At 67.9% G+C, this 24406-nt stretch carries 22 protein-coding genes and 1 tRNA gene; 12 read left to right on the forward strand and 11 right to left on the reverse strand.

The window, feature by feature from the left end; all coding sequences use genetic code 11:
- The first annotated feature begins 804 nt into the window (after positions 1-804).
- Positions 805-1062, forward strand: a complete 258-nt coding sequence (locus ACTIEW_RS14125; RefSeq protein WP_439478541.1) for a hypothetical protein — start codon at positions 805-807, stop codon at positions 1060-1062.
- Here ACTIEW_RS14125 and ACTIEW_RS14130 read toward each other — a convergent pair.
- Positions 1059-2252, reverse strand: a complete 1194-nt coding sequence (locus ACTIEW_RS14130; RefSeq protein ID WP_439478542.1) for an N-acetylmuramoyl-L-alanine amidase family protein — start codon at positions 2250-2252, stop codon at positions 1059-1061. The two genes, ACTIEW_RS14125 and ACTIEW_RS14130, sit on opposite strands and share 4 nt — an antisense overlap.
- A gap of 495 nt (positions 2253-2747) precedes the next feature.
- Between ACTIEW_RS14130 and ACTIEW_RS14135 the strand changes: the two genes are divergently transcribed.
- The 3 genes from ACTIEW_RS14135 to ACTIEW_RS14145 are packed head-to-tail and all read left to right on the forward strand — an operon-like array spanning position 2748 to position 7679.
- Positions 2748-5396 carry an Rne/Rng family ribonuclease gene (locus tag ACTIEW_RS14135; protein ID WP_439478543.1) on the forward strand — a complete coding sequence of 883 codons (2649 nt, stop codon included), beginning with the start codon at positions 2748-2750 and terminating at the stop codon, positions 5394-5396.
- A 60-nt stretch (positions 5397-5456) separates the two neighbouring features.
- Positions 5457-6866: a M48 family metalloprotease gene (locus ACTIEW_RS14140; RefSeq protein WP_439478544.1), complete on the forward strand. Its 1410-nt coding sequence runs from the start codon at positions 5457-5459 to the stop codon at positions 6864-6866.
- 21 nt (positions 6867-6887) lie between these two features.
- The gene (locus ACTIEW_RS14145; RefSeq protein ID WP_439478545.1) at positions 6888-7679 is read left to right on the forward strand and encodes a thioredoxin domain-containing protein; all 792 of its coding nucleotides are present in this window, start codon (positions 6888-6890) and stop codon (positions 7677-7679) included.
- Between the two features lie 16 nt (positions 7680-7695).
- Here the strand turns inward: ACTIEW_RS14145 and ACTIEW_RS14150 are convergent, their stop codons facing one another.
- The 4 genes from ACTIEW_RS14150 to gor form a co-directional block, all read right to left on the reverse strand.
- On the reverse strand, positions 7696-8466 hold the full coding sequence (locus ACTIEW_RS14150; RefSeq protein ID WP_439478546.1) for a chorismate mutase: 771 nt from the start codon (positions 8464-8466) through the stop codon (positions 7696-7698).
- A gap of 230 nt (positions 8467-8696) precedes the next feature.
- Positions 8697-9293, reverse strand: coding sequence for a prephenate dehydratase domain-containing protein (locus ACTIEW_RS14155; protein ID WP_439478547.1), 597 nt, complete (start codon positions 9291-9293; stop codon positions 8697-8699).
- 1 nt (position 9294) lies between these two features.
- Positions 9295-10668 (reverse strand): class II 3-deoxy-7-phosphoheptulonate synthase, encoded by a 1374-nt coding sequence (locus ACTIEW_RS14160; RefSeq protein WP_439478548.1) that lies wholly within the window; start codon positions 10666-10668, stop codon positions 9295-9297.
- A gap of 55 nt (positions 10669-10723) precedes the next feature.
- Positions 10724-12109 (reverse strand): glutathione-disulfide reductase, encoded by a 1386-nt coding sequence (gene gor / locus ACTIEW_RS14165; protein ID WP_439478549.1) that lies wholly within the window; start codon positions 12107-12109, stop codon positions 10724-10726.
- A 220-nt stretch (positions 12110-12329) separates the two neighbouring features.
- On the opposite strand from gor, the gene ACTIEW_RS14170 reads away from it, so the two are divergent.
- On the forward strand, positions 12330-13280 hold the full coding sequence (locus ACTIEW_RS14170; protein ID WP_439478550.1) for a hypothetical protein: 951 nt from the start codon (positions 12330-12332) through the stop codon (positions 13278-13280).
- Between the two features lie 7 nt (positions 13281-13287).
- Here the strand turns inward: ACTIEW_RS14170 and rpiA are convergent, their stop codons facing one another.
- Both rpiA and glmU read right to left on the reverse strand, forming a co-directional pair.
- Positions 13288-13974 (reverse strand): ribose-5-phosphate isomerase RpiA, encoded by a 687-nt coding sequence (rpiA, locus tag ACTIEW_RS14175; protein ID WP_439478551.1) that lies wholly within the window; start codon positions 13972-13974, stop codon positions 13288-13290.
- On the reverse strand, positions 13971-15320 hold the full coding sequence (glmU, locus tag ACTIEW_RS14180; protein WP_439478552.1) for a bifunctional UDP-N-acetylglucosamine diphosphorylase/glucosamine-1-phosphate N-acetyltransferase GlmU: 1350 nt from the start codon (positions 15318-15320) through the stop codon (positions 13971-13973). Before glmU ends, rpiA begins: the two co-directional genes overlap by 4 nt.
- A gap of 66 nt (positions 15321-15386) precedes the next feature.
- On the opposite strand from glmU, the gene ACTIEW_RS14185 reads away from it, so the two are divergent.
- The 7 genes from ACTIEW_RS14185 to ACTIEW_RS14215 all read left to right on the forward strand — a co-directional run bounded on the left by ACTIEW_RS14185 (position 15387) and on the right by ACTIEW_RS14215 (position 19333).
- The gene (locus ACTIEW_RS14185; RefSeq protein ID WP_439478553.1) at positions 15387-16103 is read left to right on the forward strand and encodes an HAD hydrolase-like protein; all 717 of its coding nucleotides are present in this window, start codon (positions 15387-15389) and stop codon (positions 16101-16103) included.
- 52 nt (positions 16104-16155) lie between these two features.
- Positions 16156-16230, forward strand: a tRNA-Val gene (locus tag ACTIEW_RS14190).
- Positions 16231-16503: 273 nt separating this feature from the next.
- Complete coding sequence (locus tag ACTIEW_RS14195; protein ID WP_439478554.1) at positions 16504-16725, forward strand: hypothetical protein; 222 nt, start codon at positions 16504-16506, stop codon at positions 16723-16725.
- Positions 16726-16926: 201 nt separating this feature from the next.
- Positions 16927-17271, forward strand: a complete 345-nt coding sequence (locus ACTIEW_RS14200) for a helix-turn-helix domain-containing protein (protein WP_439478555.1) — start codon at positions 16927-16929, stop codon at positions 17269-17271.
- Complete coding sequence (locus ACTIEW_RS14205; protein ID WP_439478556.1) at positions 17271-18539, forward strand: type II toxin-antitoxin system HipA family toxin; 1269 nt, start codon at positions 17271-17273, stop codon at positions 18537-18539. The genes ACTIEW_RS14200 and ACTIEW_RS14205 overlap by 1 nt, the downstream gene beginning before the upstream one ends.
- Complete coding sequence (locus ACTIEW_RS14210; protein WP_439478557.1) at positions 18536-19048, forward strand: MucR family transcriptional regulator; 513 nt, start codon at positions 18536-18538, stop codon at positions 19046-19048. The genes ACTIEW_RS14205 and ACTIEW_RS14210 overlap by 4 nt, the downstream gene beginning before the upstream one ends.
- Positions 19049-19135: 87 nt before the next feature.
- Positions 19136-19333 carry a hypothetical protein gene (locus ACTIEW_RS14215; protein ID WP_439478558.1) on the forward strand — a complete coding sequence of 66 codons (198 nt, stop codon included), beginning with the start codon at positions 19136-19138 and terminating at the stop codon, positions 19331-19333.
- A 202-nt stretch (positions 19334-19535) separates the two neighbouring features.
- Here the strand turns inward: ACTIEW_RS14215 and cysC are convergent, their stop codons facing one another.
- From cysC to gcvA, 4 genes are all read right to left on the reverse strand, one after another.
- The gene (gene cysC, locus ACTIEW_RS14220; RefSeq protein ID WP_439478559.1) at positions 19536-21410 is read right to left on the reverse strand and encodes an adenylyl-sulfate kinase; all 1875 of its coding nucleotides are present in this window, start codon (positions 21408-21410) and stop codon (positions 19536-19538) included.
- Positions 21410-22375: a sulfate adenylyltransferase subunit CysD gene (cysD, locus tag ACTIEW_RS14225; RefSeq protein ID WP_439478560.1), complete on the reverse strand. Its 966-nt coding sequence runs from the start codon at positions 22373-22375 to the stop codon at positions 21410-21412. The genes cysC and cysD overlap by 1 nt, the downstream gene beginning before the upstream one ends.
- A gap of 92 nt (positions 22376-22467) precedes the next feature.
- On the reverse strand, positions 22468-23283 hold the full coding sequence (locus tag ACTIEW_RS14230) for a ferredoxin--NADP reductase (protein WP_439478561.1): 816 nt from the start codon (positions 23281-23283) through the stop codon (positions 22468-22470).
- Between the two features lie 99 nt (positions 23284-23382).
- Positions 23383-24312, reverse strand: a complete 930-nt coding sequence (gene gcvA / locus ACTIEW_RS14235) for a transcriptional regulator GcvA (RefSeq protein WP_439478562.1) — start codon at positions 24310-24312, stop codon at positions 23383-23385.
- Between the last annotated feature and the right edge of the window lie 94 nt (positions 24313-24406).

The following is a 24406-nucleotide window of genomic DNA, read 5'->3' on the forward strand; positions in this document are numbered from 1 at the left end:
CGTTGCAGATAGTTCGATTACCCCTTGCCGACGGAGAGCCGTCCACACAGGGTCGAGGCTGTGTAAAAGCGTCAACGCGCCGAATCTGATAGCAACTTCATTCTAAGATGAAGCTGGAGAACGGTCGATCTTCGGGCATTATTCTGTCTGTCGCCGCTTTGATCGAAAGATCGTGCGCGAGTTTTCTAGCGCAGTGAGTTTTTACACAGCCTCGGTCGCTAGCGGACATTTTGTGATCCGGCCGCGAAAGTCCGCTTTCGCACCCTGTATGGCTGTCGGGTCTGCATCCGCTGGCCTCGCCAGCCTGCTACCCATTCGCCGATTGTCAGCATATCCAGCGCCTCCAACCCACTGATTCCGCTCGCCTTCAAAAAAGTACAGCGTCCCCAGCCCGCCATAGGAACAGCCCCTCCCATAATCTCCCCGTTCCGTCGCAGGGGAGGCGCAAAGGCCTTGTGTTCTTTGGCGGCGGGATGTGGAGAAGCGGGGGCCCGGTTCCGGTTCGTCAGGTCAAGACGAACGACGCCCGGGGTCTGATAACCAAACGGATGTCAGGGGCGAGGGGGATACTCGCCCGGTCCGGGGACCGTGTCGCAAGCACGGCCCGCCCGCCGGAGGCGCTGCGGTAAGGCGATAAAACCGCCACCGGACGCAAGCTTCCGATCACTCTCCGCGCGGAGCGTCCGGCCGAGGCCGAAACGGTTAATGTCATTGTCTCCGGGCTCCGGTCCGGCGCTCCGCCGCCTTCCCGCCCCTCGCGCCGTCCGGCGCGGGTCGTTTCTGCGTGTCCGCTCCGGAGGTCCGATGCCCTTTCACCGCCCGCCCCGCCCCCGCCGGCCGAAGCCGACCCCCGCCGAGCTGGAGCGGCGGCGCCTCGTGTGCTCTGCGCAGTGGCGGCGTGAACAGCTGACGGCCTGGCGGGATGCGGTGGCGGCGGAGTCCTGGCGGCTTGTCGCACTCGACGGACTCCGCGCCTGCGGCCGGGCCGAGTTCGATCGCGGCGCGCAGTCCCTGATCGATCAGGGCCTCATCCCGCCGCCCGGCTGGGAGACCGTGCGCTAGGGCTGGCCCTGTGCTCCGCCGTTCGAGGCCATCTGCAGCGTGCCCGAGGGCTCGCGAAAATAGCGGTCGATGCCGTCGGCCACGGCGCGCATCAGGCGGCGGCGGGCGCGGCTGTCGTTGAGCATCCGCTCGTCCTCGGGATTGGTGATGAAGCCCATCTCCAGCAGCACAGCGGGCACATCGGGGGCCAGCAGCACGGCCAGACCGGCGTCGCGGTGGCTGCGGCGCAGCATCGGATGGTCGGCGCCCTCCAGCTCGCCCAGCAGGGTGCGGGCCAGCTGGGCCGAGCGGTTCTGGGTGGCGCGCTGGGTCATGTCCAGCAGGATGCGGTCGACCGACGGGTCGCGCCCCGGCAGGTTCAGGCTGCGGTGCCAGTTTTCGCCGCGGGTGAACTCGCGCACGGCCCGGCCCGCGCCCTGTTCGGACAGGGTGTAGACGCTCGCCCCGCGCGTGGCCGGATCGGCGCCGGCGTCGGCGTGCAGGCTGATGAACAGGTCAGCGTCGGCCTGACGGGCGATGGCCACGCGGCGGTACAGGGCGACATAGGCGTCGCTCTCGCGGGTCAGGCGCACGCGATAGCGGCCGGTGCGCTCCAGCTCCTGTTTCAGCGCCAGGGCGGCGGCCAGGGTGACGGCGCTCTCGCGGGACCCGGTCCCGCTGGCGCCGGGGTCGCGGCCGCCATGGCCGGCGTCGATGAAAATGAGGGGCCGTTCGGCGGGCCGCTCCACGCGGGGCGGCGGGGTCCGGGCCGGGGCCGTCGGGGCGCGCCCGGTGGCCTTCAGGTCGATCACGTAACGGAAATGGGCGATGCCGTCGCCGGGCGGCAGCAGGAAGCGGCGTTCGATCTCGGCGCTGGTCGCCAGGTCCAGCTCGACCCGCGAGGCGGCGCCCGCGCCGGTGACGCGCCAGCCGCGGACCAGGCCTGTGCCCGCTCCTGTCAGGCCGCGGTTGGCGGGCGACACGCCGGCCAGCGACACCACCACCCGGCCGTCGCCGCCGGCCTGGATCACCTGTCCGCGCGAGGTCCGGTCCAGATCGAGCACGACGCGGGTGTGTTCCGCGTCGCCGCCGAAGCGGACGCGCAGCACCTCGCCCATGGCGCCGGACGCCAGTCCGCGCCCGGCCGCGAGCAGAACGACGCAAATCACGACGAAGGCCATCGCCGTCATCGCCCATTCACGACCCGTCATCCCCGGACGTGATCCGGGGAGCCACTGCGTCAGGTTGATACGCGACAGTCCGTTCATTTTGACGGAGACCCACCTTCTTGGTTGGACCCATAATGCCGCAACGTCGTCGCCAACCGGTTAAAGCGTACGCGGCTTTTAATTCACGATCGGCATGCCTATGCTTGCCGGGCTCGCGAACGATCGCGTCCCCTGAACCCTCAGGCTCGGGCGCGCCCTCTTCGCGGCATGACTTTCACTGATCCGAGAACCGGCCGGTTACCCCCGCCTGTTCAACGACCGGGTTCGGGACGCCCTTAGACGGCGCGTCCGGGCCCAGGACCATACTGAACCCCATGGGCCTTATCGCCTGCGCTCCCTTCCGGTCTGATCTGACCGACCTCGCCTACGGCATCCGCCGCGGCGACGGGATGGCGCCTGCGTCCGCCCCCAATCCCATTCGGCGAGCCGCCTGCCCCCTTCGCGGGGATGGCCGAGCGCGCCAGAGAGAGACTTTCCATGTCAAAGACCATGTTGATCGACGCCGCGCATCCCGAGGAGACCCGGGTCGCCATCGTCGAGGGCCGTCAGGTCGAGGAATTCGACTTTGAATCCCGCGCCAAGCGCCAGCTTCGCGGCAACATCTATCTCGCCAAGGTCGTTCGCGTAGAGCCCAGCCTGCAGGCTGCGTTCGTGGAATACGGTGGCAACCGCCACGGCTTCCTCGCCTTCAGCGAAATCCACCCGGACTACTACCAGATCCCCGTCGCCGACCGCGAAGCCATCATGGCCGAGGCGCATTCGGAAGACGACGAGCACGACGAACACGCCCGCGAAAGCGACGACGAATCCGAAGGCGGCATGGCCGAGGAAGAGCGGCTCAAGCGCCGCCTGATGCGCCGCTACAAGATCCAGGACGTCATCAAGCGCCGCCAGGTCATGCTGGTCCAGGTCGTCAAGGACGAGCGCGGCGGCAAGGGCGCGGCTTTGACCACCTGGCTGTCGCTGGCCGGCCGTTACTGCGTGCTGATGCCCAACACCGGCAAGGGCGGCGGCATCTCCCGCAAGATCACCCAGGTCACCGACCGCAAGCGCCTGAAGGCCGCCGCGGCCGCCCTGCACGTGCCCCAGGGCATGGGCCTGATTATCCGCACCGCCGGCGCCAAACGCACCAAGGCCGAGATCAAGCGCGACTACGAATATCTGCTGCGCCTGTGGGAAACGATCCGCGAGACCACGCTGAAATCGAACGCTCCTTCGATCATCTATGAGGAAGAAAACCTCGTCCGCCGCGCCGTCCGCGATATGTTCGACAAGGATTTCGACGGCATCCAGGTCGAGGGCGTCGAGGGCTTCAAGGAGGCGCGCGACTTCATGCGCGTGCTGATGCCCTCGCAGTCGAAGAAGGTGCACCTGTACCAGGGCGCCCGGCCACTGTTCGCCACCAACGGCATCGAGGAGATGCTGACCCAGATTCACCAGCCGGTCGTGCCGCTTCACTCCGGCGGCTATCTGGTCATCAACCAGACCGAGGCCCTGGTCGCCATCGACGTCAACTCCGGCCGCGCCACCAAGGAGCGCAACGTCGAGGCCACCGCGACCAAGACCAATATGGAGGCCGCCGTCGAGGCTGCCCGCCAGCTGCGTCTGCGCGACCTCGCCGGCCTGATCGTCATCGACTTCATCGACATGGATGAGTCGAAGAACAACCGCGCCGTCGAAAAAGCTCTCAAGGACGCCCTGGCCAAGGATCGCGCCCGCATCCAGATGGGCCGCATCTCGGGTTTCGGCCTGATGGAGATCAGCCGCCAGCGCCGTCGCCTCGGCGTCATTGAGGGCGCCACCGAGGCCTGCCCGCACTGCCAGGGCGCCGGACGTGTCCGCTCCGCCGAGAGCGCCGCGCTAATGACCCTGCGGGCCGTAGACATCGAGGCCGGCAAGAGCGGCGCGGGCTCGATCAATCTGCGCCTGTGCACCGCCGTCGCCCTCTACATCCTGAACCACAAGCGCGACTATCTGCAGCGCATGCTGGCCCAGCGCGGCCTGAACGTCGTCATCCTGATCGACGACAGCCTCGGCCAGGGCGAACACGCCGTCGAACGCACCGAGACCAACGAGGACTTCGTTCCGGAAGAACGGCCCGAAGCCTTCATCGACCTCGACGACGATTTCGACGACAGCGCCTATGCCGATGAGGACGAGGATGGCGAGGAATTCATCGCCGGCGACGACGATTCCGACCTCGACGCCGAGGACGCCGACGACGACCAGCCGCGCGAGCGGGCCGAACGCCACGAGGGCGAAGGCGCCGGACGCCGTGGCCGTCGCCGCCGCGGCGGACGTCGTGACGGCCCTGAAACCTCAACTGATGACGCCGCGCCTGCCGCCCCCGAACTCGCCGCCGGCGAGGACGATGACGACAGCGAAAGCGGCCGTCGCCGTCGCCGGGGCCGCCGTGGCGGACGCCGCGTGCGGGAAGAAGGCGGCGAGCGCGATGGCTTCAACTGGGTGCGCGGCCGCACCCCGTCGCTGGAAGATCCCTATGTCTGGTTCGATCCGATCAATCCGGAACGGTCCGAGGTCGCCGCGGGCGACGCTGTGGCCGCTACGTCGGCGAGGGACGTCGATGAAGTCGTCGGCGAACATCCCGAGGGCGAGATCGGCGGGGAACGCGGCCCGCGCTCGCGTCGTCGCCGCGGTCGCGGCCGTGGCCGGGATCGTGGCAACGAGGGCCTGACCCACGAGGTCAAGGTCGAGACCCGCGCCACCAACGAAGGCATGCCGCCGGACGGTTCAGCCGACACGCCGATGGCTGTGGTCGTCGATGATGCTGCAGATGCCGCTCCGGTCGCCGCCGCCGAGGAACCCAAGCGCCGCCGCGTGCGCCGCAAGGTCTCGGCCTCCGCGACTGCGGAATCGGCCGCGGGACCGACGTCGGACATCGAGCCCAACGAAATCGAGCCCGCCGCCGAACCCGCCGTGCTGGACGTCACGCCGGTTGAGGCTGCAGCTGAAATCGAGGCCGCGCCGGAGCCCGAAGTCGCCGCTGTGGTCGAGCCCACGCCGGCCCCGCAGCCCGAAATCGACGTCGCCGCCCTGATTGCGGACGACCCGAACCAGATCGTGGCCCCTCCCGAGAAGCCCAAGCGCGGATGGTGGCGCCGCTGAATGGCCGTGATTAGATAGTGAGGATCGTTGCGGGGGTGTTCCGGGTATGAGGAGTTCGGCTTGAACTGGTTGTCCCGCACCGCCTTCCGCGCAACGGGCGTCGCCGCCGCCATGGGCCTTGTGCTGGCGGCGGCCTCGCCCGCCTCGGCCCAGAGCGCGATCCGGGACACCGAGATCGAGGGCATCATTCATGAGTGGGCCGACCCGGTGCTTGTCGCCATGGGGCTGGAACCGACCGAGGTCGAGATCCTGCTCATCAACGAGAACGATCTGAACGCCTTCGCCACGCGTGGCCGGATCATGGGCGTAAACACCGGCCTGATCCTGAAGACCCGAACTGCCAACGAGCTGCTCGGCGTGCTGGCCCACGAGGCCGGGCATATCAAGAACCGCCACACCCTGCGGGACGGGGCCCAGGGCGCCGGCATGCAACCCATGCTCATGACCATGGCCCTCGGCGCCCTGGCCATCGCGGCCGGCGCGCCCCAGGCCGGCGCAGTGCTGCTGGGCAACAGCCAGTATTTCGGCACCCTCAGCGCCCTGCGCTACATGACCCATCAGGAAGGCGAGGCAGACAACACCGGCGCCCGCGCCCTCGAGAACGCCGGCGAATCCGGCCGTGGTCTGGTCAGCTTCTTCGAGAATTTCCGCTCGCAGGAAGTCTTTTCCGACGCCCGTCGCTTCCCCTATTTCCGCAGCCACCCGCTGTCGTCCGACCGGATCGAAAACTTGCGCCGCTTCGTCGCGGAACAGTCCAACTACGATCGTTCGGACAGCCCCGAACGGGTCGCCCAGCACACCCTGATCCTGGCCAAGATCCACGCCTTTATGGACGAGCCGAACCAGACGCTGCGGGATTATCCCGAAAGCGATGTCTCCCTGCCCGGCCGCTATGCGCGGGCCATCGCCTGGTACCGCGACGGTCAGACCGAAAAGGCCCTGTCCGCCGTCGACACCCTTCTGACCGAACAGCCCGAGAATCCCTATTTCTGGGAACTGAAGGGCCAAATCCTGTTCGAGGAGGGCCGGCCCGCCGAGGCCATCGGAGCGCACCAGCGCTCGGTCGAACTGCGGCCGGACGCCCCCCTGCTGCGCATCAACCTGGCCCACGCCCTGATCGAGACCCACGATCTGGCTATGCTGGACCCGGCTATAGCAGAGCTGAAACGCGCCACGGCGCTGGAGAATGACAACACCATGGCGTGGCGGCTGATGAGTCAGGCCTATGCCGCCCAGGGCAAGGAGGGCGAGGCGCGGTTGGCCTCAGCCGAAATGTATTTCGCCGGCGGGGCCGAGGTGCAGGCCACCCAATTCGCCCTGCGCGCCCGCGACATGCTGGAGCCCGGCACGGCCGAATGGACCCGCGCCATGGACATTGTCTTCGCCTCGGGCGCGACCCAGCAGGACGTCGACGACGTCGACCGCCGCAATAGCCGCCGCGACCGGGGCGGCGTCATTCCCGCCGGCTAAGCCTTCGTACCGAGAACCCGCATGACCGAAACGCCTGAGACACCCCGCGGCGGCTTCCTGACCGGGCCCCGCGCCGGCATGACCGCCCTGGCCGTGTCCGTCATCGCCCTCGTACTGGCTGTCGCCCCCTACGCGACCGGCCGCGACTTCGATGGCCGGGTCCGCTCCTATCTGCTGGAGAACCCGGAAATCCTGCAGGAGGTCAGCCTCAAGCTGGAAGAAAAAGCCCAGCAGACCCAGATCGCCCAGACGCGGGTGCATGCACAGGAAATGACGGCGCGAGTTGCCGCGAATCCCTCCCTGCTCGCGATCGATGCGCGCGACCCCGCCTTCGGCCCGGCCGATGCCCGGGTGACCGTGGTCGAGTTCTTCGACTTTCGCTGCCCGGGCTGCAAATCAACCGCGCCTGAGGTGCTGCGTCTGATGCAGACCCACCCCGATGTCCGGTTCGTCTTCAAGGACTGGCCGATCCTGGACCGGGGAACCGACGATACCTCGCACTACGCCGCCCGCGCGGCCCAGGCCGCCCACCGTCAAGGCAAATACCTGCCGGTGTTCCGGGCGTTGATGGCCGAACCGGCGCTGACCAAGGCCGCCATCGACCGCATCCTCGCCGCCAACGGCGTCGTTCTGCCGACGGCCAGGACGGCGATGGCCAGTCCCGAGATCGCCCGGCACCTGGCTGACATCCAGATGTCAGCGGCGAACCTCGGCCTTCAGGGCACGCCGACCTTCTTCATCAACGGTCGGGCAATGGCCAGCATCCAGCCCGCGGACATCGACCGCGCCATCCGGGCCGCCAAGGCGGGCTGACCCGGAGGCGAGGCAATCAGCCGATCGCGCCGACGCAGCCTTCGTCGCCGCCGACCGGCAGTTTCGCGTCGGTCAGCGACAGGGTCCATCCGTGGTGGGTCGCCAAGCCCCGACGGCGGATGCCTCCGCCGTCGCCGGCGTCTCCGCCTGCATCGACAATGACTCGCCGCCCCGTCGGCAGCGCCGCGGGGTCGATCCGGCCGACCGCCAGCGCCGTGGGCGTCTCGCCGCCGAAGCCGTCGAACACGCTCAGCATCGACCATTCGCGGCGCAGGCCCATCCACCAGGCGTCGTCGGCGTTGACCGCCAGCACGGCGACGCCATGGCCCTCGGCCGCCCAGGCCAGGGCGGACTGCGGATCGCGGACGGAGCGCATGTCGGCCGCCGCCCCGAAACGCAGGCGGGCGCCGTCGAACGCCCTTGTGGGCTCCACCGGCGACCAGACCCGCACCTCGATCCGGCCCTGACGGGCCAGACCCCAACCGACGATCTGCCGCCACAGGCTCCCGACCGCCTCGCGGTTGTCGGGACGGGCGCGGTCGAGCATTCGCGCCAGCACCGCCTGTTCGCGGTCGGGCCGCAGCTTCACATGGGGGCCGGTGGGTGCGTCCTTGGCCTGGCCGACGCGGGCGGCGATAGCGAGGCGGCGTTCGAAGAGGGCCAGCAGGTCGTCATCGATCTGGTCGATCTCATGACGCAGGGCGGCGAGCGCCATGTGCTCTGGCGAGATATCGGTCGCGGCGGGCCAGACTTGCTGGAGGGCGGGCTTGGTACAGGAATGGGGCACGGGGAAAGGGCTCTCGATTTCGATGGACGGCAAAGGGGTTTTGCGAGCCGCCGCCCCGTTCCGGGGCGGTCGCCGGCGAGGTCATCAGGACGAAGTCCCCGACGCCTCAGCCGGCGTATCGAAAGCCGTAAAAATACAGGTCCACGGCCGCGAAAACGCGGGTGAATGCAGTCGCAGCGATGGCTTGCGAGCGGACCATGCGACCCAAAGGGCGCACAGATCGTGCGGCGTCAACCCGTGCTGGCGCTCAACAGGACAAAACGCGTGCGGTTGTCCTCGAAATCCTGAATGTCGTTGCGCAAAATCGACAATTCATAGACTTCGGCGGCCCGCGCCGGAGCCACGGCGGCCCGGCTGACGTCGCCCGCCTCCGCCACGGCCCGCGCGGCGCCGGCGGTGTCGAAGGCCTCGACCGGGATGAGCCCGAGGGTGGACAGAGAAGCGGGGCACTGACGCAGGGCCAGCGGATGGCTCTCGGCGGTCCTGACCGTCCGCAGGCTGGCCCCGGCCGGTGCCATCAGGGCCAGACGGATCGGCCGCCAGGCTTCGGACACCACGGTCAGGCCCGCCGCCTCGACCAGGCTGGCCGCCGGTTCGACCCGGCCGACGGTGGTGTTCTCGACCGGGATCAGGGCGCAGCCGACATCGCCGGCCTTCAGCGCGCTGATGGCGGCTTCGAAGCTGTCATAGGGCACCGCCTCGTCCCACGGTCGCAGGTCGATACAGGCTTCATGGCTGAACGCCCCGGGCGCGCCCTGGTAGGCGCAGCGTCCTCCTCCGCCTTCAAGCCCGAGGTCATCAGTCGCCGGTCTGCCGACGCCCTCCATCTCAGGCCGCTTCCGACTGGGCGCGGCGTCCGGCGTTCAGCCGCTCGGCCACGAGGAAGGCCAGCTCCAGCGCCTGGTCGGCGTTCAGCCGCGGGTCGCAATGGGTGTGATAGCGGCTGGACAGGTCGTCCTCGGTCAGGGCCTGGGCCCCGCCAATACATTCGGTGACGTTCTGCCCGGTCATCTCGAGATGGACGCCGCCGGGGTGGACCCCCTCGGCCTCGGCCACATCGATGAAGCCGCGGACCTCGCCGAGGATGCGTTCGAACGGCCGCGTCTTGTATCCATTGCCGGCCTTCAGGGTGTTGCCGTGCATCGGGTCGATCGACCAGACCACCCGCCGCCCCTCGGCCTTCAACGCCTTCATCAGGCGCGGCAGGCGCTCGCCGACCTTGTCCGAACCGAACCGACCGATCAGGGTCAGACGACCCGGCGTGTTGTCGGGGTTCAGCACATCGATCAGGGCCAGCAGGTCATCGGGCTCCATGGTCGGCCCGCATTTCAGGCCGATCGGGTTTTTGATGCCCCGCGCGAACTCGACATGGGCGCCGTCCAGCTGACGGGTTCGCTCGCCGATCCAGACCATATGTGCCGAAGTGTCGAACCATTCGCCGGTGGCGCCGTCCAGCCGCGTCAGGGCGCCTTCGAGGTTCAGCAGCAAAGCCTCGTGGCTGGTGAAGACCTCGACCCGGCTGAGGTCGGGGTGGCTTTCGGGCGTGACGCCGACCGCCTCCATGAAGGCAAGGGCCTCGGTGATCTTGTCGGCCAGCTCGCGATATTTGTGGCCATAGGCGCTGTCGGCGGCGAACCCCATCGTCCAGCGGTGGATGTTGTACAGATCGGCATATCCCCCGCCGGCGAAGGCGCGCAGCAGGTTCAGGGTCGAGGCCGACTGGTTGTAGGCGCGCAGCAGCCGCTGCGGATCGGGCAGGCGCTCTTCGGGTGTGAAAGCCATGCCGTTGATGATGTCGCCGCGATAGCTGGGCAGGGTCTCGTCGCCGATGGTCTCCAGCGAGGACGACCGCGGCTTGGCGAATTGGCCGGCGATGCGGCCCACCTTCACCACTGGCTTGCGGCCTGCAAAGGTCAGGACCACCGCCATCTGCAGGATCAGGCGGAAGGTGTCGCGGATGTTGTCGGTCGAGAACTCCTTGAAGCTCTCGGCGCAGTCGCCGCCCTGCAGCAGGAAGGCCTCCCCGGCCTCGACCTGGGCCAGTTTGGCTGTCAGCCGGCGCGCCTCACCGGCGAAGACCAGCGGAGGCAGGGCCCGTAGCTCATCCTCGACACGCGCCAGGGCGGCCATGTCGGGATAGTCCGTCGGCATCTGCACGACAGGCTTTTGTCTCCAGCTATCAGGGGTCCAGCGCGTATTCATGTCGCCAAGATAGGCGGATGGCGGCCCGGGGACAATGAACGCGGTGTCGCGTTTGTCAGCCCGCCGACATATTCCCGGGCTGCTGTTTCTCTTTCAGCGTCACCAGTTCCTCAGCCATGGTCGGATGGACCGCGCAGGTGGCGTCCCACTGGGCCTTGGTCAGGCCGGCCTTCACGGCGATGGCGGCCAGCTGGATCATCTCCGGCGCCTCGGGGCCGACAATGTGGACTCCGACGACCTTCTGGCTCTGGCCGTCGACCACCAGCTTCATCAAAACCCGCTCGTCCGAGCCGGCGAAGGCGTATTTCATCGGCCGGAACCGGGTCAGATAGACATCGACCTTGCCGGGGCAGCTGTGCCGCGCCTCGCTCTCGGTCAGGCCCACGGTGCCAACGGGCGGTTGGCTGAACACGGCACTGGCGACAGCCTCGTAGTCAAAGGCCTGCGGATTGTCGCGATAGACCGTCTCGTGGAAGGCCACCGCCTCGCGGATCGCAACGGGGGTCAGGTTCATCCGATCGGTGACGTCGCCGATGGCCCAGATGTTGCCCGCCGTCGTCTTCGAATGCAGGTCAACCTTGATCGCTCCGTCATCGTTCAGTTCGACCCCGGCGGCCTCCAGCCCCAGCGCCTTGACGTGCGGAACGCGGCCCGTGGCGAACATCACAACGTCGGTCTCGATCTTCATCCCGTTCCCGAGCACGCTGAGCAGACCGGTGTCCGTCTTCTCGATGGCCTCGTGCTGGCAGCCGAGAATCACCTTGATCCCCCGCTTCTCAATCTCACCGGCCAGATGCGCCCGCACATCGTCGTCGAAACCACGCAGGATGTTGGGGCCGCGATAGATCAGGGTGGTTTCGACGCCCAGACCGGCGAAAATGCCGGCGAACTCGACAGCGATATAGCCGCCGCCGGCGATCAGGATGCGTTTCGGCAGTTTCGGCAGATGGAAGGCTTCTTCCGACGTGATGGCGTGTTCAACGCCGGGCAGGCCCTCGGGAACCCAAGGCCGGCCGCCGGTGGCGATCAGGATCCGCTCGGCCGTGATGGTCTGGTCCTTGCCGAGGATTTCGACGGTGTGGGCGTCCTTCAACACCGCCCGGCCGTGGATCAGATCGACACCCGCCTTGCCCAGATTGGCGACATAGATGCCGGACAGGCGCGCGATCTCGACGTCCTTGGCCTGAAGGAATTTCGGCCAGTCAAAGCTGGCCTCGACGGCCCAGCCATAGCCTTCGGCGGTGTGAAACTGGTGGGCGAAATCGCTGGCCATGACCATGAATTTCTTGGGCACGCAGCCGCGGATGACGCAGGTGCCGCCGACCCGGTGCTCCTCGGCGATGGCGACGCGTTTGCCGCCGAGAGCGGTCAGCCGCGCCGCGCGCACGCCGCCCGAGCCGGCGCCGATGACGAACAGGTCGTAGTCGTAGGTCTCAGCCACAGCGCATTTCCCGGAAGGTTCGTCGTGGCAGGTAGCCATCCCCTCCCCCACCGGCAAGTCGCCCCGCGCCGGAATAGCCGGGCCCGCCCGTATAAGGGGTCGTCCGGGCGTGTCGTCCGAACCTCGATTCAAGGCTAAGACGTCGATCCGCGCCATTTCGCGTTGACCGTGTCCGTCGCGGCCCCCTTAGTGACCGCAAGAGCTTCAATTCAGGGCGTGCATGATGATCGAACTGTTCCTCGCGGGCGCGCTGCTCCTGTCCCCGCCCCAGACGCCCGCCCCCGCTGTGAGCCAGGTCCCGGTCCAGCTGGAGGACGTCGTCGTCTCCGGAAGGTCGCTGGACGGCCTGATCCGCGACTTCGTCGGCGAGGTCGCCGAGCCCAACCGGAATCGCGGCCTCGCGCGCTGGAACGACCGCATCTGTGTCGGCGTGGCCAATCTTGAGGGCGAGATCGCGCAGTATCTGTCCGACCGGATTTCGACCGTCGCCACCGACCTCGGCCTCTCCACGGGAGATCCGGGCTGCACCCCCAACCTCCTGGTCATCGCCACCGCCGACGCGGGAGACCTCGCCCGCAAGCTTACCGAGGAACGGCGCCGCGCCTTCCGCATGGGCGGCGCCGGCATGGACCGGGGCGGGGCCGCCCTGCGCGACTTCGTCGAGACGGATCGGCCGGTGCGCTGGTGGCAGATGGCCATCCCGGTGGATGCCGAAACCGGGGACATCGCGGTGCGTATTCCTGGTCGCTGCACGGGCGATTGCATCGACGCCTCTGACCAGGCGCCCCAGATCTATGTCCACTCCGCCTCCCGCCTGACGACCCAGATCGTCGATAACCTGACCCGGGCGATCATCATCGTCGATGTCGATCAAGTGTCTGGCGTCTCGGCCCTGCAGCTGGCCGACTATATCGCCATGGTGTCGCTGGCGCAGATCGACCCGAACGCGGACACCAGCAGCTACGCCTCGATCCTCAATGTATTTGACGCTCCGGAGATCAGCGACAGCCTGACAGACTGGGACAGGGCCTATCTCGACGGCCTCTACAGCGCCGAGCGCAACCATCAGGGTGAGCGCGCCGACACCAACGAGATCGCCGGATCGATCCGGCGCTCGCATGAGCGGCTGCGCGAGGAAGGCGAGGCTGAAGAGCCCGCCCCCGAACAGTAGGCCCTCGTCAGGGCGTCAGCACCTCGACGCCGTCGTCCGTGCCGATGATCGCCTCGTCCGCCAGGTCGAGAAACAGGCCGTGCTCGACCACGCCGGTGATCAGCTTCAGGTCATCGGCCAGCCGCACCGGGTCGTGAATGGCGACGCATTTGGCGTCATAGATCAGATTGCCGCCATCGGTCCGCACCAGCCCCCGCTCGGCCGTCCGCACCCGCGCCGGCATGGCGATGTCATGATCGGCCAGCACATCGGCGATGCGGTTGGCGGTGGTCTTGTGGCCGAAGGCGACGACCTCGATCGGAAGAGCGAAGGCGCCCAGCAGCGGCACCACCTTGGCCTTGTCGGCGATGACCAGACAGCGCGCCGAGGCCTCCCAGACCAGCTTCTCTCGCAGCAGGGCCGCCCCGCCGCCCTTGATCAGGGCCAGACCCGGGCCGACCTCGTCGGCGCCGTCAACGGTCAGGTCGATCCGCGGCGTGTCCTCCAGCGTCGACAGGGTCAGGCCCAGTTCCCGGGCCAGCTCGGCGGTCGCCTCCGAGGTCGGCACGCAGCGCAGGCCCTCGAGCCCGCGCGCCGCCAACGCCTTGACGAACCAGGCGGCGGTCGAACCGGTGCCGAGGCCGACGGTCATGCCCGCCTCGACCCGAAGGGCGGCGGCTTCGCCGGCGAGGCGCTTCTGGTCGTCCGCGCTCATTTCGCCTTCGCCGCCTTCTTCGCCCGCATGGTCTCCATGAACCGCGTCGCCCAGCCGGGCAGCGTCTCCTGCTTGCCGCGCGCCAGAGCCAGATCGCCCGGCGCCACATCGGCCGTAATCACCGAACCCGACCCGACCATGGCCCCGGCGCCGATGGTCACCGGCGCCACCAGCGAACTGTTCGACCCGACGAAGGCCCCATCGCCCACCACCGTGCGATGTTTGAAGAAGCCGTCGTAGTTGCAGAAGATCGTGCCCGCGCCGATGTTGGCCTTCGCCCCGACCACGCCGTCGCCCAGATAGGCCAGGTGGTTGGCCTTGGCGCCGGCGTCCATGCGGACGTTCTTGACCTCGACGAAATTGCCGACCTTGACCCCCTCGCCGAGGTCCGCGCCGGGACGCAGCCGGGCGTAGGGCCCCACATCGGCGCCGGCCGCAACCGTCGCCCCCTCGATGTGGCTGAAGCTGCGGATGCGCGCGCCGCCGGCGATCTTCGCACCCGGCCCGAAGACGACATAGGGCTCGATCGTCGTCCCGCCGCCGATCTCGGTGTCGAATGAGAAATGAACCGTCTCCGGCGCCGGCATGGTCACGCCGGCGGCGAGGAAGGTCTCGCGCTGGACGGTCTGGAACAGGGCCTCGGCCACGGCCAGCTCGGCCTGGGCGTTGACCCCCATGACGGCGTCCTCATCAGCGAAGACAGCGCGGGTCGGCTCGCCGCGTCGGCGGGCCAGTTCGACCACGTCGGTCAGATAGTATTCGCCCTTGGCATTGTCATTCCGCACCTCCGCCAACAGCTCGAACAGCAAGGTCGAAGGCGCCGCCATGACGCCGGAATTGCAGGCCGTCAGCGCCAGCACCTCCGCCGACGCCTCCTTCGCCTCGGTAATGGCCGCGAGGGTGTCTCCGTCCATGACCAGCCGCCCGTAGGCGCCCGGATCGCGCGCCTCAAAGCCGATCACCGTCACGCCGTCCGTCGAGGCGAAGACCGGCTCGATATCGGCGGCCTTCAATAGCGGCACGTCTCCGTAGGTGACGACCACCTGACCGGTGAACCCCTTCAGCGCGGCCTCGGCGCAACGCACGGCATGGCCGGTGCCGATGGGCGGGTCCTGCACCGCGATTGCGGCCTCGCCCAGCCGCTTGACCACATGGGCGCGGACCTCGGGTGAGTGATCGCCGACCACGACAATGATCCGCTCGCATCCCAGCGCCTCTGCGGCGTCGATGGCGTGATCCAGCATGGCGCGGCCGCCGACCGGGTGCAGCACCTTGGGCAGGGACGACTTCATCCGCGTGCCCTGGCCGGCGGCGAGGATGATGGCTGCGCGAGGAGTACTGGTCATGAATCGATCCGGCCGTTAGTCGTCGCCAGCGGTCTAGCCCATCCCGGCGGACGGGGGGAGATGTCGATGCGCACACGCGATCTCGAGGGCTGGACGATCGCCTTCGATCTGGACGGCACGCTCGTGGACTCCGCTCCGGACCTGATCGGCACGCTGAACCGGATGCTGACGCCGCGCGGCTATCCGCCCGTGCCACTGGCCTCGGCCCGCCATCTGGTCGGCCACGGCGCGCGGGCCCTGCTCCGCCACGGCTTCGCCGAGGCCGGCGCGGTCTGGGACGAGGCCGCCGAACCCGAACTGTTCGACCATTTCATCGACGACTATGTCGCCCACATCGCCGACGACAGCCGGGCGTTCGAGGGCGTGGTCGAAACGTTGGATCACCTGTCGGCGCGCGGCGCCCTCCTGTGTGTCGCGACCAACAAGCGCACCGACCTGGCCGTGGCCCTGATCGACGCCCTCGATCTTGCGCGCCATTTCGTCGTGGTCGCCGGCCCCGACCGGGTCAGCGCGCGCAAGCCGGACGGCGCCCATGTGCGCGAGGCGGTTCAGTTGGCGGGCGGCGATCCGGCCCGGGCGGTGATGGTCGGCGACGCGACCACCGACACGGGCAGCGCTCGCGCGGCGGGCGTCCCCTGCGTGGTGGCCGGCTTCGGCTACAACGACGTCCCCCTCGCCGAACTGGGCGGCGACATCGTCATCGACTGCTTCGCCGACCTGATCGTAGCGGTCGAGACGCTGCACCGGATGACGTTGGGCGCGCTGGAGGCCCCCGCTATCTGACGGCTTGCCAGCCCCGGGCGACCGGGCTATGTCCCCGCCTCCTGAATCGGCCGGATGCGTAGCTCAGCGGGAGAGCACCTCGTTCACACCGAGGGGGTCACAGGTTCAATCCCTGTCGCATCCACCATTTTTCTCGAAGAGAAACAACTATTTAGCGGAATACCGCACTCCGCATACGGATGATTTATTCGGCTAAAGCGAGTTAGTGGGGCAGTAGTGGGGCAGACGCCGCGCAAAACTGCCGCTCGAAACGAGACAAAGCGTCCTGAAATGCGGTGACTGAAGCGGACAGCGGGCCTGATTCGACCCTGCCGATCCGCGGTCTTTTGCAGGGTGTTTCATCCCGGACCGGACCTCGTCCGACTCGATCCGTCGCGACCACTCATTTAAAGGAGACGTCATGGCGTCGATCCCGGACCATCCCAACGACGCCGGAACCTGGATGCGCCTGGAGGGCCGGGAGGGGTTCGCGCTCTGGCGCCGCGAGCGTCAGACGTTGGCGCCGGTCACCATGTACTATGTCATCGCGCCGCCGCGGCAGAGCGAGATCCTCTACGACGAGGCCAAGGCCCGCGCTCGTTTCATTGAACTCGCCGGCGTCTCCGGCGTGGGCGCCAACTGAAGGAGCGTCGAGCGACGGATGGTGATCCCCTGGGCCGATTGACCTCTGCACGGTCCTCAACCCGCTTGCGGTGGTCATGTCTCGCATCGAGAGCGAAAGCGTTGAACCCAGGGCCACCTTTGAGGCGTAAGCTTTCATCCAACTTTAAAACCGTATATATACGGCCTTAAGTTTCTTTAGGCCGGTTATATCGGATTTGAAATGGCAAAAGCTTCGGCATCCAGCGCAGCCCCGCCCGTGCGCGTTCAAGCGGTCATCCGACAGTTGGGACGCGACCTCGCCACAGCGCGGAGGCGGCGGCGCATACCGCAGAAGCTTCTGGCCGAGCGCATGCTGATCAGCCCGGACACCCTGCAACGCCTTGAGAAGGGCGACCCGAAGGTCGGGCTTCATGTTCTGGCCGGAGCCCTCTGGGCGATGGGCATGCTCGACCGGCTGGCGGACATCGCCGCGCCGACGTCTGATGTCGTCGGCGCCACCGAGGAACTCGCCCGCCTGCCCAAGCGCGCCCGGCTGCCGCCTGAAGACCCGGACCTCGACTTCTGATGCGCAATCTCACGACCATCGTCTTCATCCACCGGCACGACGGATGGGTTCCGGCCGGACGTCTGGCCATGGTCGAGGACGGCCGCAACAGTCATGCCGTTTTCGATTACGGCACGCGCTATGTCCGCCGACCCGATCGCGTCTCCGTCGATCCCACGACCCTTCCCTTGCCGGTCGAAGGGACCCGGCCCGCCCCGTTCCGGACCGAGCCGGGGTTCGCCCTGTTCAATGGTCTTCGAGACGCAGCGCCTGACGGCTGGGGCCGCTATCTGATGGACAAGGCGGCCGGCGCACAGGCCTTGGAAGAGTACGACTATCTCCTGGCGTCCGGCGACAACCGGATTGGCGCCCTGGCCTTCGGGGTCCCGGGGGAGACAGAGCCCCGTCGCCGGGCTCACTGGGGAGATCAGGACACCCCCGGCGAGCGCATCGATCTGGCCGCACTCGCCGAGGCCGCCGCGCAGGTCTACGATGTCGATCGGCTGGAGCCGGGCCTGCGCCGGTTGCTGGAAGCGGGCTCATCGCTCGGCGGCGCGCGGCCCAAGGCCGCGACCGAGATCGACGGGCGTCCGTGGATTGCGAAATTCCCGGCCAGGGACGACCTCTACCCGGTCAGCCGCATCGAATACGCGACCATGAGCCTGGCGACGACGTGCGGCCTGAACGTCCCGCCGATCCAGCTCACGCGAATTTTCGACCGCGACATCTATCTGATCGAACGGTTCGACCGGACCCTGGTCTCGCCTTTACGCCTGCCCTTCGCCTCGGGCCTCACGATGCTGGGCGCGCACGAGAGCGAAAGCACGCGCTATGCATACTCGGATCTGGCGGAGGCTCTGCGCCTCCACGGCTCCCAGCCGCGCATCGATATGGCCGAACTGTTCCGGCGCATGGTGTTCAACATCCTCGTCCTCAACGACGACGACCATCTGCGCAATCACGGCTTCATCCACGACGGCGCAGGCTGGCGGCTGTCGCCGCTCTACGACGTCGTGCCCAAACCCCAGGTCGGTCTTGACCGTCGCCTCGTTCTCGGCGTCGGGGTGGACGGCCGGACGGCGACGCTCGACAACGCCCTGTCCAACGCGGCCGCCTTCGGTCTCTCGACCGAAGAGGCCGGTGCGATGATCGAGACCTTGCGCGCGACCGTGAACGGGGCCTGGCGTCAGGCTTTCAACGCCGCAAACCTCGGACCCGATCTTCAGGCGCGGTTCGCGACCTGCTTTCGTCAGGCTCTGCCTGCCACGGAGCGTGATCGGCCCGTTTGATCATCCTCTGCAGTGACGATCTCCTGAGGTCGAAGCCCTGGTCAACACGGTCAGCTGCGTCGGGGTCATGGCCGCGGCCTCGCATCGTCGCGGCCTATGTATCGCACAACACCATCGGCGCAGCGCAGCTGCCTGAGCTGATCGGCGGCGGCGTCCGCGCCGCCCTCGGCGGCGCGCCCACGCCAGCGCCAGAGCCCGTGCGCGTGGCGCCGATCCCGGCCGTGTCGATCCGCAAGAGCATCACGGCCGACCATCTGATCAGCTTCGAGGACGGAAAACGTTACAAGTCGCTGAAGCGGCACCTCTCGGTCAGGTTCGGCCTGACCCCGGAGGCCTATTGCGCCAAATGGGGGTTGCCGTCCGACTATCCGATGGTCGCGCCCGCCTATTCGGCGACGCGGTCGGCGCTGGCCAAGGCGGTCGGCCTCGGCCGGGCGCCGCGCAAGCCGGCCGGCGCGGCGGCGACCCACAAGCCTCGCAAGACCAAGACCTCCCGCTCGCGCGCATGAACCTTTGACGAAATCGCCACCGCGCCTCTGGCGCGCCCATCTGGTCCGCCCATCTCCCCGTCACAGGCGAACCGATGGAGACCAGAGATGCATGAGCACGAACTGACCCTCGACCAGATGCTGGATGATCCGATCGTCCAGCAGCTGATGGCGCGTGACGGCGTCGCCGAGGCCGACCTGCGCGGCCTTGTGGCCCATGTTCGTCGGCGTCGCGGGACCCTCGCGAACGATCCCATGCGGGTCCGGCCGGAACCCCGCTCGTTCGGCCCGGACCCTCAAACCTGATTGAGATCGGGCGCGATCGATGATGCGCCGGATGCCATTGTGAAGGATCGGTCGCCCATGACGTCGAGAGCGCGAACGGCAAGCGCCCGATCACGCTCCCGATGCGTCGCAAGGCTCCGGCTCAGACGCTATCGGCCGTTGTCATCCACGGCGCCGACCGGCGCAACCGGGCCCCGCCCCGGCGCAGGGGCCTCGATTCAGATCAGGCGACCGGAATCCACCGGCGGTCTTCGAGCAGGGCGATGACTTGGTCGGCCGCCGCTTCGGGGGTGAGCGCGAGCGTATCGAGCACCAGGTCCGGGTCGGAGGGCGATTCGTAGGACGTGCCGACGCCGGTCAGGTCGGCGATGACGCCCCCGTCGGCCCGGGCGTACAAGCCCTTGGGGTCGCGCGCGCGGCAGGCGTCCAAGGGTGCATCGACGAAGACCTCGAGAAAGCCGTTCGCGGCAAGGCGCTCACGGACGGCTTGGCGCGCGGTGACGCTGGGCGAGACGAAGGCGCAGAGACTGATCACCCCGGCCTCGGCGAACAGGAGCGCCACCTCGCCCGCGCGGCGGACGTTCTCGTCCCGATCCTCTGGCGAAAAGCCCAGGTTCCGGTTCAGGCCGTGGCGCAGATTGTCGCCGTCCAGCAGGACGGTTCGTATGTCCCGGGCGTGGAGCTTGCGCTCAAGGGTCGCCGCGATCGTCGACTTGCCCGAACCGGGCAGTCCCGTGAGCCAGATCGCGCCGCCTTCGTGGCGGTTCAGGCGAGACCGGTCGCGCCGCGAGACGGCCGCGGCGGTCGGGTAGATGTGTCCGGTCTGGCCGAGCGCGGCCTGGGCCACGCCCGCCGCGGCGACGGCGCCGGTTTCCCGGTCGATCAGAAAGAAACCGCCCATGGCGGGATCATCCTCGAACGGATCGAAGGCGACGGGCGCCGGCAGCGTGAGTTCGGCCACGGAGATCTCGTTCAGGTCCAGGCCCGCGGCGTCGCCAGCCCCGGCCCCGGCCAGCACGACCTTCACCGGCGAGGCCCGGCCGCCGATGCGGATCCTGTAGGCGCGGGCGGGGTTGAACGGCCGATCGTCCATCCACAGCAGGCTGGCGGAGAACCGTTCGACCGACGCGGGCCGGGCGTGGGGCAAGGCGAGAACGTCGCCACGGGCCACGTCCACCTCCTCCTTCAGCACCAAGGTCACCGCGTCGCCGGCCTCGGCGGACAGGCGGTCTCCCTCCCAGGTCACGATGCGAGAGACGGTCGCCAGTCTGCCCGAAGGGCTGACGATGATCTGGTCGCCGGCCTGGACGCATCCCGACGCCACCGTTCCGGCATAGCCGCGAAAAGCGGGATCCGGGCGGTTGACGTACTGCACGAGAAAGCGGAACGGCCGCGACAGGCGGTTGTCCTCTACGGGCAGGCCTTCGAGCGTGTCGATCAGCGTCGGCCCTTCGAACCACGATAGCCGCCCGCCCCGTCGCACGACGTTGTCGCCATGTCGCGCGCTGATGGGCACGGCGGTGACGGACCGGAAGGCGAGGTCCGCCGAGAAGGCGGCATAGGCGGCGGCGATCGACTCAAAGACCGTGCGAGCGTCTTCCACCAGATCGATTTTGTTCACGGCCAGGATGACGTGTCGAATGCCGAACAGGGAGACGATGCGGCTGTGGCGTTCGGTCTGGGCCGTAAGGCCCCGGGTGGCATCGACGAGAATGACGGCGGCGTCGCACCCGGACGCGCCCGTCGCCATGTTGCGCGTGTACTGCTCATGGCCGGGCGTGTCGGCGACGATGAAATTGCGGCGGGCCGTCGAGAAGTAGCGATGGGCGACATCGATGGTGATGCCCTGTTCGCGCTCGGCCTCGAGACCATCCAGCAGCAGGGCGAAGTCCAGCTCATCTCCCGCCGTCCCGAAACGGCGGCTGTCGCGCTCGAGGGCGGCGAGCTGGTCGTCCGCGACCTGCCCGGTGTCATGCAGCAGACGTCCAATCAGGGTGGACTTGCCGTCATCGACCGAACCGCAGGTCAAAAACCGCAGATGATCGCGCGCCGCAGGGTCGGAGACGACCCGGGACAGGGCCACGACTTCGCCGTCCATCAGAAATAGCCCTCACGCTTCTTGCGCTCCATCGAGGCGGTCTCGTCCGCGTCGATCAGCCGGCCGTGACGCTCGGAGGCGCGGCTGGACCGCAGCTCCGCGATGACGGAGTCGATATCGGCGGCGTCGGACTCGACGGCGGCCGAGAGCGGGTAGCAGCCCAGCGAGCGGAACCGCACGCGGCGCAGTTGCGGGACCTCGCCGGCCCGCAGCGGCAGGCGGTCGTCGTCGCGCACGATCAGGGCGCCCTCCCGCTCGACCACGGGCCGGGGGGCGGAGAAGTAGAGCGGAACCACGGGGATGGCCTCGAGCCGGGTGTATTCCCAGACGTCGAGCTCGGTCCAGTTCGAAAGGGGAAAGACCCGCAGGGATTCGCCGGGCTGGAGCGCCGAGTTCCACAGCTTCCACAGTTCGGGCTTCTGGCGGCGGGGGTCCCAAGTGTGACCGGGGCCCCGGACTGAGAATATCCGCTCCTTGGCCCGGCTTCTCTCCTCGTCGCGCCGGGCCCCGCCGAAGGCCACGTCGAAGCCGTGCAGGTCCAGCGCCTGCTTCAGCGCATCGGTCTTCATGACCTGGGTGTGCAGCGACGAGCCCGAGGCGACGGGACTGACGCCCCGTCTCAAGCCATCCTGGTTGACGTGGACCAACAGGCGGACGCCATAGGTCTCGGCGACCGTGTCCCTGTGGCGGATCATGTCGCGGAATTTCCAGGTCGTATCGACATGGAGCAGCGGGAATGGCGGTGGAGCAGGATAGAAGGCCTTGGCGGCGACGTGCAACAGTACGCCTGAATCCTTGCCGATCGAGTACAGCATCACCGGGTTGCGCGCCGTGGCCGCGACTTCCCGGAATATCTCGATCGCCTCAGCCTCCAGACGCCGCAGATGGGGCGACAGGCGGCGGGTGGGCGCAAGGGGGTCGGACAAGGGGTCGGATCGACGACTGAGCGGTGCGGCAAGGGTCATGAAAGCCTCGTGAATACCCCTACTCAAACCTCACCCACACCTTTGGCGTCGAACGATTTGATCTGGGAGAGGGTGATAGTTTTTCTGAAGACTCAGCCGACGAAGGCCCGTTCAAGAACATAGTCGCCGGGGGCTGCGTTCGAGCCCTCCGCGAGCCCCGCCTGCTCCAGCAAGGCCGCCACCTCGCGGATCATTGCCGTCGATCCGCACAACATGGCGCGGTCGGTCGCCGGGTCGAAGCCGGAGCTGAGACCCAGATCCGAGAACAGGATGCCGCTCGCAATGCGGCTGGTGATGCGGCCGGGCCGTTCGAACGGCTCGCGCGTGACGGTCGGATAATAGAACAGTCGCCCCTGCGCGAGGTCGCCGACCAGCGGATCGTCGAAGAGATCGCGCTTCAGGAAGGTCCGGTAAGCCAGCTCCTGCACCTTGCGCACCGTATGGGTCACGACGACCTGATCGAACCGCTCCCAGGTGTCCGGATCACGAAGTACGCTCAGCCAGGGCGCCAGGCCGGTTCCACTGGCGATCAGGAACAGCCGTCGGCCGCCGGTCAGGGCGTCCAGCACCAGCGTGCCCGTGGGCTTGCGCCCCAACAAGATCCGGTCTCCGGCGACCAGTTGGCCAAGCCGCGAGGTCAGGGGGCCGTCCGGCACCTGGATCGAAAAAAACTCCAGCTCATCGGCCCAGTTCGGGCTGGCGATGGAATAGGCCCGGAAGATGGGCTTGCCCGCGCCACCGGGGGCGGCAAGGCCCAGCATGATGAACTCGCCGGAGCGGAACCGGAACCCCTCGGGCCTTTCGACCGCGAAGCTGAACAGCCGGTCGGTCCAGCGCCGGGTCCACAGGATGCGGGGTTCGTGCCAAGCGGCGGCGGCGGCAGGGGCGGATGCAAGGGTTTCGGTCATGGCGATCCTCAAGACGGGACTTCGCCATAGGAAACTGCGCCGCCGGAGCGCCAACGACTTCTTCTGCCGCCCCCCTGCAGAAAAACTGCGAACGGCCTCCTAGAGCTGATCCAACCCGGTCTCGTGGAACGCAGCCTGCTTTCTCAGCCAGTCGGTAAAGGCCTTCGCGCTGGGAGACAGCGGCCGGTCCTTCGGGTGCACCATATGATAGGCGAAGCCGACCACAGCGCTGCCGTCATGGAAGGGCGCGACCAACCTCCCCGCCGCCAGGTCCGCCTGGGCCAGGGTTCGCTTGGCCAGGGCGATGCCGCGGCCGGCGACCGCCGCCTCGATCAGCATGGCCGACTGGTTGAAGCGGGATCCGCGCCTTGCGTCGGCATGGCGGACCCCGCGCGCCATCAGCCACATAGGCCAGTCCGGCCGGCCCGGATCGGCATCGCCGGACATGTCATGCAGCAACACATGATGGACCAGGTCCGCCGGTGACCGGATCGCGTTGGGTCCGTGCATCAGCGCCGGCGCGCAGACAGGAAGGACGCTCTCGATCAGCAGTCGCTCCGACACATGACCCGGATAGTTGCCGGGGCCGTAGCGGATCGCGAGGTCGATCTGGCCCTGGTCGAAGGCGACCGGCTCCATGTCCGCTGACACCCAGACCTCGACCTCGGGATGATGTTGGTGAAAGTCGTCCATACGCGGCATCAGCCATTTGGAGGCGAAGGACGGGGCGACGCTGATCGAGACCTGACGCCGCCGTGGCGGCTCGCGCATGAGGGTGGAGGCGTCGCGCAGCCGGTCCAGGCCCTCGGCCACCAGCGGCGCGGACGAGCGGCCCAGGTCGGTCAGCTGCAGTCCCTTGGCCTCGCGCTTGAACAGGGGCGCGCGAATGATCTCCTCGAGCTGCCGAATCTGCTGGCTGACGGCGCCGGGGGTGACGGCCAGCTCCTCCGCCGCCCGCGAAAAACTCAGGTGCCGCGCGGCGCTTTCGAAGACGCGCAGGGAGTTCAGGGGCAACAGGGTTCGGGCCATGGCTGATAGAAATCCTAATAAGCTGGCAAAGACAATCTCGTTTGTTGGCCCCTGCCGCCGGATGTACGTCTGAAACGGAAATCCGGCCGTCAGA

The organism is Brevundimonas sp. (assembly GCF_051860745.1).
Lineage (GTDB): Bacteria > Pseudomonadota > Alphaproteobacteria > Caulobacterales > Caulobacteraceae > Brevundimonas.

What these genes read in the sequence shown, in the direction of transcription:
- cysC (WP_439478559.1), bottom strand. Translation starts at nt 21,410, where the DNA reads ATGGACGGCGAAGTCGTGGCCCTGTCCCGGGTCGTCTCCGACCCTGCG.
- ACTIEW_RS14185 (WP_439478553.1), top strand. Translation starts at nt 15,387, where the DNA reads ATGCGCACACGCGATCTCGAGGGCTGGACGATCGCCTTCGATCTGGAC.
- ACTIEW_RS14195 (WP_439478554.1), top strand. Translation starts at nt 16,504, where the DNA reads ATGGCGTCGATCCCGGACCATCCCAACGACGCCGGAACCTGGATGCGC.
- rpiA (WP_439478551.1), bottom strand. Translation starts at nt 13,974, where the DNA reads ATGAGCGCGGACGACCAGAAGCGCCTCGCCGGCGAAGCCGCCGCCCTT.
- ACTIEW_RS14230 (WP_439478561.1), bottom strand. Translation starts at nt 23,283, where the DNA reads ATGACCGAAACCCTTGCATCCGCCCCTGCCGCCGCCGCCGCTTGGCAC.
- ACTIEW_RS14215 (WP_439478558.1), top strand. Translation starts at nt 19,136, where the DNA reads ATGCATGAGCACGAACTGACCCTCGACCAGATGCTGGATGATCCGATC.
- ACTIEW_RS14155 (WP_439478547.1), bottom strand. Translation starts at nt 9,293, where the DNA reads ATGGAGGGCGTCGGCAGACCGGCGACTGATGACCTCGGGCTTGAAGGC.
- ACTIEW_RS14170 (WP_439478550.1), top strand. Translation starts at nt 12,330, where the DNA reads ATGATGATCGAACTGTTCCTCGCGGGCGCGCTGCTCCTGTCCCCGCCC.
- ACTIEW_RS14205 (WP_439478556.1), top strand. Translation starts at nt 17,271, where the DNA reads ATGCGCAATCTCACGACCATCGTCTTCATCCACCGGCACGACGGATGG.
- glmU (WP_439478552.1), bottom strand. Translation starts at nt 15,320, where the DNA reads ATGACCAGTACTCCTCGCGCAGCCATCATCCTCGCCGCCGGCCAGGGC.
- gcvA (WP_439478562.1), bottom strand. Translation starts at nt 24,312, where the DNA reads ATGGCCCGAACCCTGTTGCCCCTGAACTCCCTGCGCGTCTTCGAAAGC.
- ACTIEW_RS14130 (WP_439478542.1), bottom strand. Translation starts at nt 2,252, where the DNA reads ATGACGGGTCGTGAATGGGCGATGACGGCGATGGCCTTCGTCGTGATT.
- ACTIEW_RS14125 (WP_439478541.1), top strand. Translation starts at nt 805, where the DNA reads ATGCCCTTTCACCGCCCGCCCCGCCCCCGCCGGCCGAAGCCGACCCCC.
- ACTIEW_RS14135 (WP_439478543.1), top strand. Translation starts at nt 2,748, where the DNA reads ATGTCAAAGACCATGTTGATCGACGCCGCGCATCCCGAGGAGACCCGG.
- ACTIEW_RS14200 (WP_439478555.1), top strand. Translation starts at nt 16,927, where the DNA reads ATGGCAAAAGCTTCGGCATCCAGCGCAGCCCCGCCCGTGCGCGTTCAA.
- cysD (WP_439478560.1), bottom strand. Translation starts at nt 22,375, where the DNA reads ATGACCCTTGCCGCACCGCTCAGTCGTCGATCCGACCCCTTGTCCGAC.
- ACTIEW_RS14145 (WP_439478545.1), top strand. Translation starts at nt 6,888, where the DNA reads ATGACCGAAACGCCTGAGACACCCCGCGGCGGCTTCCTGACCGGGCCC.
- ACTIEW_RS14160 (WP_439478548.1), bottom strand. Translation starts at nt 10,668, where the DNA reads ATGAATACGCGCTGGACCCCTGATAGCTGGAGACAAAAGCCTGTCGTG.